The sequence below is a fragment of the Kitasatospora sp. NPDC002522 genome (assembly GCF_053595195.1).
Map to the genome: position 1 here is coordinate 108,717 of NZ_JBSFXE010000019.1, position 15,329 is coordinate 124,045.

13 protein-coding genes are annotated in these 15,329 nt (G+C 71.0%); 11 read left to right on the forward strand and 2 right to left on the reverse strand.

Going from position 1 to position 15,329, the window contains the following annotated elements; translation table 11 throughout:
* Nucleotides 1–30 precede the first annotated feature (30 nt).
* The 3 genes from uvrB (at nucleotide 31) to ACWD4U_RS18380 (ending at nucleotide 4,088) form a co-directional block, all read left to right on the forward strand.
* The gene (gene uvrB, locus ACWD4U_RS18370; RefSeq protein WP_363452736.1) at nucleotides 31–2,121 is read left to right on the forward strand and encodes an excinuclease ABC subunit UvrB; all 2,091 of its coding nucleotides are present in this window, start codon (nucleotides 31–33) and stop codon (nucleotides 2,119–2,121) included.
* 161 nt (nucleotides 2,122–2,282) lie between these two features.
* Nucleotides 2,283–2,864 (forward strand): TerD family protein, encoded by a 582-nt coding sequence (locus ACWD4U_RS18375; RefSeq protein ID WP_363452734.1) that lies wholly within the window; start codon nucleotides 2,283–2,285, stop codon nucleotides 2,862–2,864.
* A gap of 243 nt (nucleotides 2,865–3,107) precedes the next feature.
* Complete coding sequence (locus tag ACWD4U_RS18380; protein ID WP_363452732.1) at nucleotides 3,108–4,088, forward strand: TerC family protein; 981 nt, start codon at nucleotides 3,108–3,110, stop codon at nucleotides 4,086–4,088.
* A gap of 52 nt (nucleotides 4,089–4,140) precedes the next feature.
* Here the strand turns inward: ACWD4U_RS18380 and ACWD4U_RS18385 are convergent, their stop codons facing one another.
* Nucleotides 4,141–4,794 carry an MBL fold metallo-hydrolase gene (locus tag ACWD4U_RS18385; RefSeq protein ID WP_363452730.1) on the reverse strand — a complete coding sequence of 218 codons (654 nt, stop codon included), beginning with the start codon at nucleotides 4,792–4,794 and terminating at the stop codon, nucleotides 4,141–4,143.
* A 52-nt stretch (nucleotides 4,795–4,846) separates the two neighbouring features.
* Entirely contained in the window at nucleotides 4,847–5,599 is a 753-nt protein-coding gene (locus tag ACWD4U_RS18390) for a maleylpyruvate isomerase family mycothiol-dependent enzyme (protein WP_363452728.1), read from the reverse strand.
* A 236-nt stretch (nucleotides 5,600–5,835) separates the two neighbouring features.
* Between ACWD4U_RS18390 and uvrA the strand changes: the two genes are divergently transcribed.
* From uvrA to whiA, 8 genes are all read left to right on the forward strand, one after another.
* Nucleotides 5,836–8,712, forward strand: coding sequence for an excinuclease ABC subunit UvrA (gene uvrA, locus ACWD4U_RS18395; RefSeq protein WP_363452726.1), 2,877 nt, complete (start codon nucleotides 5,836–5,838; stop codon nucleotides 8,710–8,712).
* 73 nt (nucleotides 8,713–8,785) lie between these two features.
* Nucleotides 8,786–9,217, forward strand: a complete 432-nt coding sequence (locus ACWD4U_RS18400; protein ID WP_363452724.1) for a Rieske (2Fe-2S) protein — start codon at nucleotides 8,786–8,788, stop codon at nucleotides 9,215–9,217.
* Nucleotides 9,218–9,255: 38 nt separating this feature from the next.
* Nucleotides 9,256–10,017: a hyaluronoglucosaminidase gene (locus ACWD4U_RS18405; protein WP_363452723.1), complete on the forward strand. Its 762-nt coding sequence runs from the start codon at nucleotides 9,256–9,258 to the stop codon at nucleotides 10,015–10,017.
* Nucleotides 10,018–10,033: 16 nt separating this feature from the next.
* The gene (locus ACWD4U_RS18410; RefSeq protein WP_363452722.1) at nucleotides 10,034–10,186 is read left to right on the forward strand and encodes a hypothetical protein; all 153 of its coding nucleotides are present in this window, start codon (nucleotides 10,034–10,036) and stop codon (nucleotides 10,184–10,186) included.
* Between the two features lie 45 nt (nucleotides 10,187–10,231).
* Nucleotides 10,232–12,250, forward strand: coding sequence for an excinuclease ABC subunit UvrC (uvrC, locus tag ACWD4U_RS18415; RefSeq protein WP_363452721.1), 2,019 nt, complete (start codon nucleotides 10,232–10,234; stop codon nucleotides 12,248–12,250).
* 2 nt (nucleotides 12,251–12,252) lie between these two features.
* On the forward strand, nucleotides 12,253–13,131 hold the full coding sequence (gene rapZ / locus ACWD4U_RS18420; protein WP_363452901.1) for an RNase adapter RapZ: 879 nt from the start codon (nucleotides 12,253–12,255) through the stop codon (nucleotides 13,129–13,131).
* 64 nt (nucleotides 13,132–13,195) lie between these two features.
* Nucleotides 13,196–14,254, forward strand: a complete 1,059-nt coding sequence (locus tag ACWD4U_RS18425) for a gluconeogenesis factor YvcK family protein (protein ID WP_449787229.1) — start codon at nucleotides 13,196–13,198, stop codon at nucleotides 14,252–14,254.
* Complete coding sequence (gene whiA / locus ACWD4U_RS18430) at nucleotides 14,245–15,225, forward strand: DNA-binding protein WhiA (RefSeq protein WP_363452719.1); 981 nt, start codon at nucleotides 14,245–14,247, stop codon at nucleotides 15,223–15,225. Before ACWD4U_RS18425 ends, whiA begins: the two co-directional genes overlap by 10 nt.
* Nucleotides 15,226–15,329 lie beyond the last annotated feature (104 nt).

Sequence of the window (15,329 nt, forward strand, 5' to 3'; positions counted from 1 at the left end):
AGTGTCGGTGGGCGGTCGTACCGTGGACTCGTGCGTCCCATCACGAGTATCGAGCGGTCCGTGGCGCCCTTCGAGGTCGTCAGTCCCTTCCAGCCCAATGGTGACCAGCCGGCGGCCATCGCCGAGCTGGAGCGCCGGATCCGCGCGGGGGAGAAGGACGTCGTCCTGCTCGGCGCGACCGGCACCGGCAAGTCGGCCACCACGGCGTGGATGATCGAGAAGCTGCAGCGGCCCACCCTGGTGATGGCCCCGAACAAGACGCTGGCCGCCCAGCTGGCCAACGAGTTCCGCGAGCTGCTGCCCAACAACGCGGTCGAGTACTTCGTCTCGTACTACGACTACTACCAGCCCGAGGCGTACGTCCCGCAGACCGACACCTACATCGAGAAGGACTCCTCGATCAACGAGGAGGTCGAGCGGCTGCGCCACTCCGCCACCAACAGCCTGCTGACCCGGCGCGACGTGATCGTGGTCGCCTCGGTCTCCTGCATCTACGGCCTCGGCACCCCGCAGGAGTACGTGGACCGGATGGTGCAGCTCAAGGTCGGCGAGGAGGTCGACCGGGACGCGCTGCTCCGCCGCTTCGTCGACATCCAGTACACCCGCAACGACCTGGCCTTCACCCGCGGCACCTTCCGGGTCCGCGGCGACACCATCGAGATCTTCCCGGTCTACGAGGAACTCGCCGTCCGGATCGAGATGTTCGGCGACGAGATCGAGGCGCTCTACACGCTGCACCCGCTGACCGGCGAGGTGATCAGCGAGGACGAGTCGATCTACGTCTTCCCCGCCTCGCACTACGTGGCCGGCCCGGAGCGGATGGAGCGCGCGGTGCGCGACATCGAGGCCGAGCTGGAGCAGACCCTGGCCCGGATGGAGAAGCAGGGCAAGCTACTGGAGGCCCAGCGGCTGCGCATGCGCACCACCTACGACATCGAGATGCTCCGCCAGATCGGCACCTGCTCCGGCGTGGAGAACTACTCGATGCACTTCGACGGCCGCTCGCCCGGCTCCCCGCCGAACACCCTGCTCGACTACTTCCCCGAGGACTTCCTGCTGGTCATCGACGAGTCGCACGTGACGGTCCCGCAGATCGGCGCGATGTACGAGGGCGACGCCTCGCGCAAGCGCACCCTGGTCGAGCACGGGTTCCGGCTGCCCTCGGCGATGGACAACCGCCCGCTGAAGTGGGAGGAGTTCCAGGAGCGGATCGGCCAGACCGTCTACCTCTCCGCCACCCCCGGCAAGTACGAACTCGCCCGCGGCGACGGCCAGGTGGAGCAGATCATCCGCCCCACCGGCCTGATCGACCCCGAGGTGGTCGTCAAGCCCACCGAGGGCCAGATCGACGACCTGGTGCACGAGATCCGGCAGCGGGTGGAGAAGGACGAGCGGGTCCTGGTCACCACGCTCACCAAGAAGATGGCCGAGGACCTCACCGACTACTTCCTCGGCCTCGACATCCGGGTCCGCTACCTGCACAGCGACGTCGACACGCTGCGCCGGATCGAGCTGCTGCGCGAACTGCGGGCCGGCGAGTACGACGTGCTGGTCGGCATCAACCTGCTCCGCGAGGGCCTCGACCTGCCCGAGGTCTCGCTGGTGGCGATCCTGGACGCCGACAAGGAGGGCTTCCTGCGCTCCGGCACCTCGCTGATCCAGACCATCGGCCGCGCCGCCCGTAACGTCTCCGGCCAGGTGCACATGTACGCCGACAAGATCACCCCGGCGATGGAGCTCGCGATCGACGAGACCAACCGCCGCCGGGCCGTCCAGCAGGCGTACAACGAGAAGCACGGCATCGACCCGCAGCCGCTGCGCAAGAAGATCGGCGACCTGCTCTCCACCATGTCCTCCGAGGACGTGGACACCCAGGAGCTGCTCGCCACCGGTTACCGCGCCCAGGGCAAGGGCAAGGCGCCGGTCCCCGCGCTGGGCATCGACCGCAAGCCCGCCAAGAGCCTGCCCGCGGCCGAACTCGCCTCGCTGATCCAGGACATGACGGACCGGATGCACTCCGCCGCGGCCGAGCTGCAGTTCGAGGTGGCGGCCCGGCTGCGCGACGAGGTCAAGGAGCTCAAGCGCGAGCTGCGCCAGATGCGGGAAGCCGGGATGGCCTGATCCGCCCGTCCGACTGTCGTGGTTCTGCCACAGACTCGCCGCCCCGCCCCCGGGGCGGCGGGCCCGGGGCGTAGGGTGTTCGCGGTCGGCGTCGGGGCAGACGCTTCGGGGGCGACCGTTCGGGGAGACACCGGGGGGACCCGGAGGAAGAGGTCGGAAGCGTGTCCGTGAATCTGGCCAAGGGTCAGAGCGTCAGCCTGATGAAGTCCACCGGCGAGACGCTGACGGTGGTCCGGATGGGCCTCGGATGGAAGTCCGCACCGGGCAAGCGCGGCCTGTTCAGCCGCCGCCCGAAGGAGATCGACCTGGACGCCTCCGCCCTGCTGTACGACGGCAAGGTGATGAGCGACGTGGTCTTCTTCTCGCACCTGCTCAGCAACGACGGTTCGGTCCGCCACACCGGCGACAACCTGGTCGGCGGGGCCGGCGCGGGCGGGGACGACGAGTCGATCATGGTCGACCTGTCGAAGGTGCCCGCCCGGGTCACCCAGATCGTCTTCACCGTCAGCTCGTACAGCGGCCAGAACTTCCTGGAGGTGCAGAACGCGCACTGCCGGCTGGTCGACGAGACCACCGGCCGGGAGCTGGCCCGCTACGAGCTCACCGGCGGCGGACCGCACACCGGCCAGATCATGGCCAAGGTGGTCCGGGACGGCGCGGGCTGGCAGATGACCGCGATCGGCGCCCCCGCCAGCGGCCGGACCTTCCGGGACATGCTGCCCTTCGTGGAGCCGTTCCTGTAGGCGACCCCTCCGGCCCTGGGCCCCGGGTAAAGGGCCGCCCTTTACCTTCTTTACCTTCCCTTGGTTCTTCTGTTAACCTCGACAGGAGCGGAGGGGAGTATTCCCCGTACAGCGACCCCGTCATCACGGGCGCCCATCGTGGCGTCCCGGGGCGCTGGCCGTACGGGCACTTTCGCGTGCCGTGCGGCGGAAGAGACCTCCGGCAGTGACGATGTTGTTCGCCTACCTGCCGGAGGAGCAGTAGTGGACGTTTCCGTGGGCCTTTGGACCGGCACCATCGCGGTGCTGGTCGCGTTGATCGCGGCCGATTTCTTCATCGGCGGCCGCAAGCCGCACGAGGTCTCCGTCAAGGAGGCCGGGATCTGGACCGCGGTCTGGATCGCGCTGGCCGGACTGTTCGGTGGATTCCTCTGGTGGTACGGCGGCGGGAAGCCGGCCGGCGAGTTCTTCGCCGGCTACGTCACCGAGAAGTCGCTCAGCGTCGACAACCTGTTCGTGTTCATCCTGATCATGGGCAAGTTCGCGGTGCCGAGGATCTACCAGCAGCGGGTGCTGATGTTCGGCGTGATCATCGCCCTGGTGCTGCGGGCGGTCTTCATCGCGGGCGGCGCGGCGCTGGTCGCCAGCTTCTCCTGGGTGTTTTACCTCTTCGGCGCGTTCCTGGTCTGGACGGCCTGGAAGCTGATCAAGGAGGCGCGGGCCGAGGAGGAGGACGAGGAGTTCGAGGAGAACCGCCTGCTCAAGGCGATCCAGCAGCGCGTCCCCTCCACCGACCGGTACCACGGCACCAAGCTCTTCATCCGGGAGAACGGCCGCCGGCTGGTCACCCCGATGCTGATCGTGATGCTGGCGATCGGCACCACCGACGTGCTGTTCGCGCTGGACTCGATCCCGGCCATCTTCGGTCTCACCCAGGACCCGTACATCGTCTTCACCGCCAACGCCTTCGCGCTGATGGGCCTGCGGCAGCTGTACTTCCTGATCGGCGGACTGCTGAAGAAGCTGGTCCACCTCTCGTACGGCCTGTCGGTGATCCTGGGCTTCATCGGGCTGAAGCTGATCCTGCACGCGCTGCACGAGAGCGGCGTGCACGTCCCCGAGATCAGCATCGCCTTCTCGCTGGCCTTCATCGGGCTGACCCTGGCGGTCACCACCGTCACCAGCCTGGTCGCCGCCCGCAAGCAGCGGGAGCAGGCCGAGGAGCCGGCGAGGATCGACGCCTGACGCACCGTGAGGGCCCCCGCCGGGTACGCCGCGGCGGGGGCCTCACGCGTCCTCACCAGCCGCGCTCGCGCCACTCCGGCAGGTGCGGGCGCTCGGCGCCCAGGGTGGTGTCGTTGCCGTGGCCGGGGTAGACCCAGGTCTCGTCCGGGAGGACGTCGAAGACCTTTTCGTTGACGTCCCGGAACAGCGAGTCGAAGGCGGCCGGGTCGCCCCAGGTGTTGCCCACCCCGCCGGGGAAGAGGCAGTCGCCGGTGAACAGGTGCGGGTGGCCCTGCGGGTCGTCGTAGACCAGCACGATCGCGCCCGGGGTGTGGCCCACCAGGTGGCGCACCGTCAGCTCGACGTGGCCGACCCGGAGCACCGAGCCGTCCTCCAGCGGGACGTCGGTCGGCACCTCGATGCCCTCGGCGTCGATCCGCCCGGCCGCGGTGCGCGCCCCGGTCGCGGCGACCACCTCGGCGAGCGCGCCCCAGTGGTCGTGGTGCCGGTGGGTGGTGACCACCACGGCCAGCCGCGGGCCGACCGTCTCCAGCAGCACCGGGGCGTCCGCCGCCGCGTCGATCAGCAGCTGCTCGTCGGTGGCCCGGCAGCGCAGCAGGTAGGCGTTGTTGTCGTACGGGCCGACCGCCACCTTGGTGATGATCAGGTGCGCCAGCTCGCGGACGTCCGGTGCCCCGCCGACCTTGACCGCTCCGTGGTACGTCATCGCGCCGCTCCTCGCTGCCGCTGGGCCAGGTGTGCAACTGCTGCCGTGGTCATCATCCCATCGGGGGGAGCTTCGGCAGCGCGCTGCGCGGGTCGACCAGGCCCTCGTCGCCGCGGTGCACCTGCAGACCGTCGCCGTTCGAACGGCCGGACAGCCAGCCGGTCAGCGCCCGAACCGGGCCCTCCACGGTGAGCTGCACGGCCTGCTCGCCGCCGAGCCGGCCCTCCAGCCCGGCGTCCTCGGCGACCAGCACGGTGCCCGGCAGTCCGTCGAGCGCGGCGAACCGGTCGGCCAGCCGCCGGAACTCGGCGGTGGCGAAGGACTCCGGCCAGTGCGCCGGGGTGTAGCCCGCGTTCAGGTCGACGTGGTGGTACTCAAGCTCCATCAGCCGCTTGTAGGGGATCTCCCAGGCGGGGAAGACGTAGCCGGTGCGGTGGGTGATCCGGGCCTGCCAGTGCTCGGGGGCGAGCAGCGCGCCGGCGTCCAGGAAGCGGCGCTGGCTCTCCTTGAGGTCGGCCAGCTGTTCCTCCAGCGGGCGGCCGGCGCCCGCCTCGATGTCGGCGTCCCGGGACTCCGGCGGGTCGTACTGCGGGATGTCCCGGCCGGTGCGGGCGCCGGTCAGCAGGTTGACCAGCGAGTCGGCGTTGCGGGCGAGGTGGGTGAGCACGTGGCCGCGGGTCCAGCCGGGCAGCGCGGACGGTTCGAACAGCGCCTCCGGCTTCAGCTCGGCGACGGTGTGCAGCAGCAGGTCGGTGCTCTCGACGGTGGCCCGCAGCCCCTCGGCGGCGGTCGTGGCGTCGGTCATCGGCGGTGCCTTTCGACGAGCGGTGGACCGGTTCCGGGCGGTTCCCGGTGGGGTGGGCCGTTGCCCGGGCCGGTTGTCAGTCGTTGACGCTACCGTCGAGTGCGGGTGCCGTTCACTCGTCCGGGTGGACCCGGCTGGACGAGCTCGATATTCGAACGAATGAGCTAGTAGGCTGGCTGCCGCATCCTGGAAGAAGCACACCTCTCATCTCGACCCGGAGAAAGGCGCCAGAAGCAGTGGCAGACCGCCTCGTCGTCCGTGGTGCACGCGAGCACAACCTCAAGAACGTCTCGCTCGACCTGCCCCGGGATTCCCTCATCGTCTTCACGGGCCTCTCCGGGTCCGGCAAGTCCTCGCTGGCCTTCGACACGATCTTCGCCGAGGGGCAGCGCCGGTACGTCGAGTCGCTCTCCTCGTACGCCCGCCAGTTCCTCGGGCAGATGGACAAGCCCGACGTGGACTTCATCGAGGGCCTCTCCCCGGCCGTCTCGATCGACCAGAAGTCCACCAACCGCAACCCGCGCTCCACCGTCGGCACCATCACCGAGGTGTACGACTACCTGCGCCTGCTGTTCTCCCGGATCGGCAAGCCGCACTGCCCGCACTGCGGGCGCCCGATCGCCCGGCAGTCGCCGCAGGCCATCGTGGACCGGGTGCTGGAGCTCGCCGAGGGCACCCGGTTCCAGGTGCTCAGCCCGGTGGTCCGCGAGCGCAAGGGCGAGTTCGTCGACCTCTTCGCCGACCTGCAGTCCAAGGGGTACGCGCGCGCCCGGGTGGACGGCCAGACCGTCCAGCTCACCGAGCCGCCCACGCTCAAGAAGCAGGAGAAGCACACCATCGAGGTGGTCATCGACCGCCTCACCGTGAAGGCGAGCGCCAAGCGCAGGCTCACCGACTCGGTGGAGACCGCGCTCAAGCTGGGCGGCGGCATGGTGGTGCTCGACTTCGTCGACCTCGCGGAGGACGACCCCGAGCGCGAGCGGATGTTCTCCGAGCACCTCTACTGCCCGTACGACGACGTCTCCTTCGAGGAGTTGGAGCCGCGCTCGTTCTCCTTCAACTCGCCGTTCGGCGCCTGTCCGGACTGCTCGGGCCTGGGCAACCGGATGGAGGTCGACCCGGAGCTGGTCGTCCCCGACGATCAGAAGTCGCTCGACGAGGGCGCCATCCACCCGTGGTCGCAGGGCGCCACCAAGGAGTACTTCCAGCGCCTGATCGACGCGCTGGCCGGCGAGCTCGGCTTCCGCACCGACATCGCCTGGGCCGGGCTGCCCGCGCGCGCCCGGAAGGCGCTGCTGTACGGCCACAAGACCCAGGTCGAGGTCCGCTACCGCAACCGCTACGGCCGCGAGCGCTCGTACACCACCGCCTTCGAGGGCGCCGTCCCGTTCGTGACGCGCCGTCACTCGGAGTCGGAGAGCGACTCCAGCCGCGAGCGCTTCGAGGGGTACATGCGGGAGGTGCCCTGCCCGACCTGCCACGGCACCCGGCTGAAGCCCGTCGTCCTCGCGGTCACCGTGATGGACAAGTCGATCGCCGACGTCTCCGCGATGTCGATCAGCGACTGCGCGGACTTCCTGGGCGCCCTGCGGCTCGACGCGCGGGACAAGCAGATCGCCGAGCGGGTCCTCAAGGAGGTCCTGGAGCGGCTGCGCTTCCTGGTCGACGTCGGCCTCGACTACCTGTCGCTGAACCGCGCCGCCGGCACGCTCTCCGGCGGCGAGGCCCAGCGCATCCGGCTCGCCACCCAGATCGGCTCCGGCCTGGTCGGCGTGCTCTACGTGCTGGACGAGCCCTCCATCGGCCTGCACCAGCGCGACAACCATCGCCTGATCGAGACCCTGGTCCGGCTGCGGGACATCGGCAACACCCTGATCGTGGTCGAGCACGACGAGGACACCATCAAGACCGCCGACTGGGTGGTCGACATCGGCCCCGGTGCCGGCGAGCACGGCGGCAAGGTGGTGCACTCCGGCTCGCTCAAGGAGCTGCTGAAGAACGAGGAGTCGCTCACCGGCCAGTACCTGTCCGGCAAGCGCGCCATCCCGATCCCCGCCGCGCGCCGCCCGCGCGACAAGAAACGGCAGATCGTGGTGCACGGGGCGCGGGAGCACAACCTCAAGGACGTCACGGTCGCCTTCCCGCTCGGCACCTTCACGGCCATCACGGGCGTCTCCGGTTCGGGCAAGTCGACGCTGGTCAACGACATCCTCTACACCCACCTCGCCCGCGAGCTGAACGGCGCTCGCAGCGTCCCCGGCCGGCACACCCGGATCACCGGCACCGACCTGGTCGACAAGGTGGTGCACGTCGACCAGTCGCCGATCGGCCGCACCCCGCGCTCCAACCCGGCCACCTACACCGGCGTCTTCGACCACGTGCGCAAGCTCTTCGCGGAGACCCAGGAGGCCAAGGTCCGCGGCTACCTGCCGGGCCGGTTCTCGTTCAACGTCAAGGGCGGCCGCTGCGAGAACTGCTCCGGCGACGGCACCATCAAGATCGAGATGAACTTCCTGCCGGACGTCTACGTCCCCTGCGAGGTCTGCCACGGCGCCCGCTACAACCGGGAGACGCTGGAGGTCCACTACAAGGGCAAGTCCATCGCCGAGGTGCTCGACATGCCGATCGAGGAGGGCCTCGACTTCTTCGAGGCCGTCCCGGCGATCGCCCGCCACCTGAGGACGCTCAAGGAGGTCGGCCTCGGCTACGTCCGGCTCGGCCAGCCCGCCACCACCCTCTCCGGCGGCGAGGCCCAGCGCGTCAAGCTCTCCTCCGAGCTGCAGAAGCGCTCCACCGGCCGCACGGTCTACGTCCTCGACGAGCCCACCACCGGCCTGCACTTCGAGGACATCAGCAAGCTGATCAAGGTCCTGGAGGGCCTGGTCGACAAGGGCAACACCGTCATCGTCATCGAGCACAACCTCGACGTCATCAAGACCGCCGACTGGCTGGTCGACATGGGCCCCGAGGGCGGTTCCGGCGGCGGCACGGTGGTCATCGAGGGCACGCCCGAGGAGGTCGCGGCCTCCACGGTCAGCCACACCGGCAAGTTCCTCCGGGACATCCTGAAGGACGTGTCGGACGCGACGCCGGTGAAGCGGAAGAAGCGGTAGGACCGAAGCCCCGGGGCGTGGGGGCGGTGCGTGCTAGGTTGCTCGCGCCGTCCCCCGCGCCAAAGGAGTTCACGTGTCCGAGCCCGTCGCCTCCCGTCGTACCGTGCTGTGCTGCGCCGCCGCCGTCCTGGCCGGCGGGACGGCCGTCGCGGGGTGCTCGTCGTCCGGCGGGGGCGGCGGTACGAGCCAGGCATCGTCGCCCGCCGCGGGTCCGGTCGACCTGGGCGCCGCGTCCGACGTGCCGGTCGGCGGGGGCAAGGTGTACCGCGACCAGAAGATCGTGGTGACGCAGCCCAGCGAGGGGCAGTTCAAGGCGTTCAGCGCGACCTGCACGCACGCCGGCTGCCTGGTCGACGGGGTGCGCAACAGCCAGATCCAGTGCCTTTGCCACGGCAGCCGGTTCGGGATCGCGGACGGCGCCGTCCAGGACGGTCCGGCGCCGAAGCCGCTGCCCGCGTACCAGGTGGCGGTGCAGAACGGGAAGCTCCAGGTCACCAAGGCCTGAGGCGGCGTCAGAAGAGTTCGAGGGCGGGGGAGTCGGGGATGGATCGACGGTTGTTCCTGGGCGGGTTCACCGCGGGGGCGGTGACCGTGGCGGTCGGCGGTGCGGACAGCGCCGCCGCGGCGACGCCGGTGACGGTGTTCGACGGGCAGGTCAACGCGCAGAGCTTCTACGGCAACGGGCAGGACGGGCAGGCGGCGTTCTTCAAGACGGCGTCGATGGCGAACAACCCGACCAACCCGGCCAACAGCGACGCGCACGCGCTGGTGGTCTACCAGGCCGGCACGTCCGGCGGCGGCGTCGCGCTGAACGTCGCCTCGGACAACCCGGACACCTCGGCGATGTACCTGTCCGGCACCGAGAAGGGCCGCGGCACCCTCAAGATCGCGCACAAGGGCTACGCCGACGGCTCCGACCAGAACGCCGCCGCCCTCTCCATCGACCTGCAGACCTCCGGCACCGCCGCCCAGGGCATCTACCTGACCGCGACCACCGGCCCGACCAGGGGCAGTCTGATCGCGCTGCGCAACAACACCGGCCTGGACGACTTCATCGTCCGCGGCACCGGCCTGATCGGCATCGGCATCGACCGCGCCGCCACCCCGCGCGCCCAGGTGCACATCGTGCAGCGGCCCGGCGCCGCGGCGGGCCTGCTGGTGGAGGGCGTGGTGCGGGTCGGCAACACGGCCACCGCGCCGACCTCCGTCGATTCCACCGCCGGCGGCGGCGCGCTGTACGCGCAGGGCGGGGCGCTGTACTGGCGCGGCTCGAACGGCACCGTCACCCAGCTCGCCTCGGCGTGACGCGGCGGGGGGAGACGTGCAACTGACGCCCGAGGAACTGGTCCTGGAGTTCCAGGACGCCGTCCTGGAGCTGTACTTCGCGCGCAAGCGCATCATCGCCCTGGAAGCGGAGAACGCCGACCTCAAGGCCCACCTGGCCGCCGCCACCCGGCCGGAGCCGTCCAGCTGACGGTGGTCGCCGCGGAGTGTCGGTGGCAGTCGGTACGGTAGGGCTATGGCAGACCCGTCCACCTACCGTCCGGCGCCGGGGGCGATCCCGGTCTCTCCCGGGGTGTACAAGTTCCGCGACGCGCACGGTCGGGTCATCTACGTGGGCAAGGCGAAGAGCCTGCGGCCCCGGCTCTCCTCGTACTTCCAGGACGTCGCCAACCTGCACCCGCGCACCGCGACCATGGTGACGACCGCCGCCTCGGTGGAGTGGACCGTGGTGTCGACCGAGGTCGAGGCGCTGCAGCTGGAGTACTCCTGGATCAAGGAGTTCGACCCGCGGTTCAACGTCAAGTACCGGGACGACAAGAGCTACCCGGAGCTGGCGGTCACCCTGGGCGAGGAGTTCCCCCGGGTCCAGGTGATGCGTGGCGCGCACCGCAAGGGCGTGCGCTACTTCGGCCCGTACGGGCACGCCTGGGCGATCCGCGAGACGGTGGACCTGCTGCTGCGGGTGTTCCCGGTGCGGACGTGCTCCAACGGCGTGTTCAAGCGGGCCCAACAGGTCGGCCGGCCCTGCCTGCTGGGGTACATCGGCAAGTGCGCGGCGCCCTGCGTGGGCCGGGTCACCGCCGACGAGCACCGCGAACTCGCCGAGGAGTTCTGCGACTTCATGGCCGGCCGGACGGGCAACTACCTGCGCCGCCTGGAGCAGCAGATGCAGGACGCCGCGGCCGACATGGAGTACGAGAAGGCGGCCCGGCTGCGCGACGACCTCGGGGCGCTGAAGCGGGCGATGGAGAAGAACGCGGTGGTGCTGGCCGACGGCACCGACGCGGACCTGCTCGCGCTGGCCGAGGACGAACTCGAGGCCGCGGTGCAGATCTTCCACGTCCGCGGCGGCCGGGTCCGCGGCCAGCGCGGCTGGGTGACCGACAAGGTCGAGGACGTGGACACCGCCGGGCTGGTGGAGCACGCCCTGCAGCAGCTGTACGGCGCGGGCACCGAGCAGGTGCCGCGCGAGGTGCTGGTCCCGGCGCTGCCGGGCGAGGCGGCCCGGGAGTGGCTGAGCGGGCTGCGCGGCGCCCACGTCGACCTGCGGGTGCCGCAGCGCGGCGACAAGAAGGACCTGATGGAGACCGTGCAGCGCAACGCGCTGCAAGCGCTGGCGCTGCACAAGACCAAGCGGGCCTCGGACCTGACGACCCGTAGCCGGGCGCTGCAGGAGATCACCGACGCGCTGGAGCTGGACTCGGTGCCGCTGCGGATCGAGTGCTTCGACATCTCGCACCTGCAGGGCGAGGACGTGGTCGCCTCGATGGTGGTCTTCGAGGACGGCCTGGCCCGCAAGAGCGAGTACCGGCGCTTCCAGATCCGCGGCTTCGAGGGCCAGGACGACGTCCGCTCGATGCACGAGGTGATCACCCGCCGGTTCCGCCGTTACCTGCAGGAGCGCGAGCAGACCGGCGAGTGGGCGGTCCCCGAGGAGGGACCGGAGGACGACGGGGCGCCGACCGACGGGACCGGCCGCACCGATGACGGCCGCCCGAGGCGCTTCGCCTACCCGCCGCAGCTGCTGGTGGTCGACGGCGGGCAGCCGCAGGTCGCGGCCGCCCAGCGGGCCCTGGACGAACTGGGCATCGACGACGTCGCGGTGTGCGGCCTGGCCAAGCGGCTGGAGGAGGTGTGGCTGCCCGGGCAGGACGACCCGGTGGTGCTGCCGCGCTCCAGCGAGGGCCTCTACCTGTTGCAGCGGGTGCGCGACGAGGCGCACCGTTTCGCCATCTCCTACCAGCGCACCAAGCGCTCCAAGCGGCTCACGGCGGGGGAGCTGGACTCCGTCCCCGGCCTTGGAGAGACTCGCCGCCGGGCCCTGCTGAAGCACTTCGGTTCACTGAAGAAGCTGCGCGCGGCCACGGTCGACGAGCTGTGCGAGGTTCCCGGGATCGGGCGCCGGACCGCGGAGACTGTTGCCGCAGCCTTGGCCTCCCGTACACCTGCCGCATTCGCGGTCAACACCGCGACCGGCGAGATCATCGATGACAGCACCGCCACAGTGGCACCGAGAAGCGGGGAACAGACGTGACAGTGTCCAACGGGGGAGAGACCGTCCCCGAGCTGGTGATCATCTCCGGCATGTCCGGAGCCGGCCGGTCCACCGCCGCCAAGTGCCTGGAGGACCTCGGCTGGTTCGTGGTGGACAACCTGCCGCCGGCGCTGATCCCGACCATGGTCGACCTGGGGGCCCGCTCGCAGGGCTCGGTGCCGCGGATCGGCGCCGTGGTCGACGTCCGCGGCCGGTCGTTCTTCGACGACCTGCTGACCTCGCTGGAGGAGTTGGAGAAGCGCGGCGTGCGGCTGCGCGTGGTCTTCCTGGACTCCTCCGACGAGGCGCTGGTGCGCCGCTTCGAGAACGTCCGCCGCCCGCACCCGCTGCAGGGCGACGGCCGGATCGTCGACGGCATCGCCCAGGAGCGGGAGCTGCTGCGCGAGCTGCGCGGCGAGGCCGACCTGGTGGTCGACACCTCCAACCTCAACGTGCACCAGCTGCGCGCCAAGCTGGACGCCCAGTTCTCCGGCAACGACGAGCCGGAGCTGCGGGCCACCGTGATGTCCTTCGGCTTCAAGTACGGCCTGCCGGTCGACGCCGACCTGGTGGTGGACTGCCGCTTCCTGCCGAACCCGCACTGGGTGCCCGAGCTGCGGGCCCGTACCGGAACCGACCCGGACGTGGCAGAGTACGTCTTCCAGCAGCCCGGGGCGCAGGAGTTCCTGGACGGCTACGCCGAGCTGATGCGGATCATCACCGAGGGTTACCGGCGCGAGGGCAAGCGCTACATGACGCTTGCCGTAGGCTGCACCGGTGGCAAGCACCGCAGCGTGGCGATGTCCGAGCAGCTGACGAAGCGTCTGATCGCGGACGGCGTCGAGACGGTGCTGGTCCACCGCGACATGGGCCGGGAGTGACGGCCGCGGAGCACCTCGTCCCCGCGCCGCCCGGCTGAGCACGAGACAGGAACATGGGGTCGGCGTGACGGGATACGTGCCAGCGCGGCAGCAGCTCCAGGCCAGACCTGCCGAGCGGGCCTCCCAGAAGTCCCGGCGCAAGGCCCCCAGGATCGCCGCGCTGGGCGGCGGGCAGGGCCTGTCCGCCTCGCTGTCCGCGCTGCGCCGGCTGACCACCGAGCTGACCGCGGTGGTCACCGTCGCCGACGACGGCGGTTCCAGCGGGCGGCTGCGCGCCGAGCTCGGCGTGCTGCCGCCCGGCGACCTGCGCAAGGCGCTGGCCGCGCTGTGCGGCGACGACGACTGGGGCCGCACCTGGTCCGAGGTGATCCAGCAGCGCTTCACCGGGAACGGCGAGCTCGGCGGCCACGCGGTCGGCAACCTGCTGATCGTGGCGCTGTGGGAGAAGCTCGGCGACCCGGTGGAGGCGCTGAACTGGGTCGGCCGGCTGCTGAACGTGCAGGGCCGGGTGCTGCCGATGTCGGCCGTCCCGCTGGACATCGAGGCGCAGGTCCGCGGCCACGACCCGGCCCGGCCCGCCGAGGTCACGGCGGTGCGCGGCCAGGCCGCGGTCGCCGTGACGCCCGGCACCGTGCAGTCGATCCGGCTGGTGCCGGACGAGCCGCCGGCCGTCCCGGACGCGGTGCAGGCGGTGCTGGAGGCGGACTGGGTGGTGCTCGGCCCCGGCTCCTGGTTCACCAGCGTGCTGCCGCACCTGCTGGTCCCCGAGCTGGCCAAGGCGCTCACCGAGACCCGGGCCCGCCGGCTGCTGACCCTCAACCTGGCGCCGCAGCCCGGCGAGACCGAGGGCTTCACCCCGCAGCGCCACCTGGAGGTGATCGCCGACCACGCTCCGCAGCTGGTGGTGGATGCGATCCTGGTGGATGAGCGCGCCGTCACCGGCGGCGCCTTCGGGGTCGCCGACCTGGCCGGCCTGGAGCAGGCCGCCGAGCGGATGGGCGCCGCACTGGTGCTCGGTTCGGTGGCCCGGGCCGACGGCACGCCGCGACACGACCCGGAGCTCTTGGCCGCGGCGTACGACCGGATTTTCCGGACTCATGGAAGGATCGGCCCATGGCGATGACGGCAGCGGTGAAAGACGAGATCTCCCGACTTCCCGTCACCCGTGCCTGCTGCCGCAAGGCGGAGGTCTCGGCGATCCTGCGTTTTGCGGGCGGACTGCACATTGTGAGCGGCCGCATCGTGATCGAGGCGGAGCTGGACACCGGCATTGCGGCACGGCGGCTGCGCAAGGACCTCCTGGAGATCTTCGGACACTCCTCGGATCTGGTGGTGATGGCCCCCGGCGGTCTGCGACGCGGCAGCCGGTACGTGGTGCGGGTGGTGAAGGACGGCGAGTTGCTGGCCCGGCAGACCGGGCTGGTGGACGGACGCGGACGGCCGATCCGGGGACTGCCCCCGGCGGTGGTGTCCGGGGCGACCTGCGACGCGGAGGCGGCCTGGCGCGGCGCGTTCCTGGCGCACGGCTCGCTCACCGAGCCGGGGCGCTCCTCCTCGCTGGAGATCACCTGCCCCGGTTCGGAGGCGGCGCTCGCCCTGGTCGGCGCGGCCCGCCGGCTGGGCATCCCGGCCAAGGCCCGCGAGGTGCGCGGCGTCGACCGGGTGGTGATCCGCGACGGCGACGCGATCGGCGCGCTGCTCACCCGGCTCGGCGCGCACGAGTCGGTGCTGGCCTGGGAGGAGCGGCGGATGCGCCGCGAGGTGCGCGCCACCGCCAACCGGCTGGCCAACTTCGACGACGCCAACCTGCGCCGCTCGGCCCGCGCCGCGGTCGCGGCCGGCGCCCGGGTGCAGCGGGCGCTGGAGATCCTCGGCGACGAGGTGCCCGAGCACCTGGCGGCGGCCGGCGCGCTGCGCATGCAGCACAAGCAGGCCTCGCTGGAGGAGCTCGGCGCGCTCGCCGACCCGCCGCTGACCAAGGACGCGGTCGCGGGCCGGATCCGCCGCCTGCTGGCGATGGCCGACAAGCGGGCCGCCGAACTCGGCCTGCCCAACACCGAGGCCAACCTGACCGAGGAGATGGCCCTGAACTGACGGGTCGTCAACCGTCCCGTGGCGCCGCCCGAGGGGCGTGCGGAGCGGGTCGCGGCAAGCCGCCGCGGCCAACTCCGCACGCCCCTTTGCTGCGCCCGGGCCAT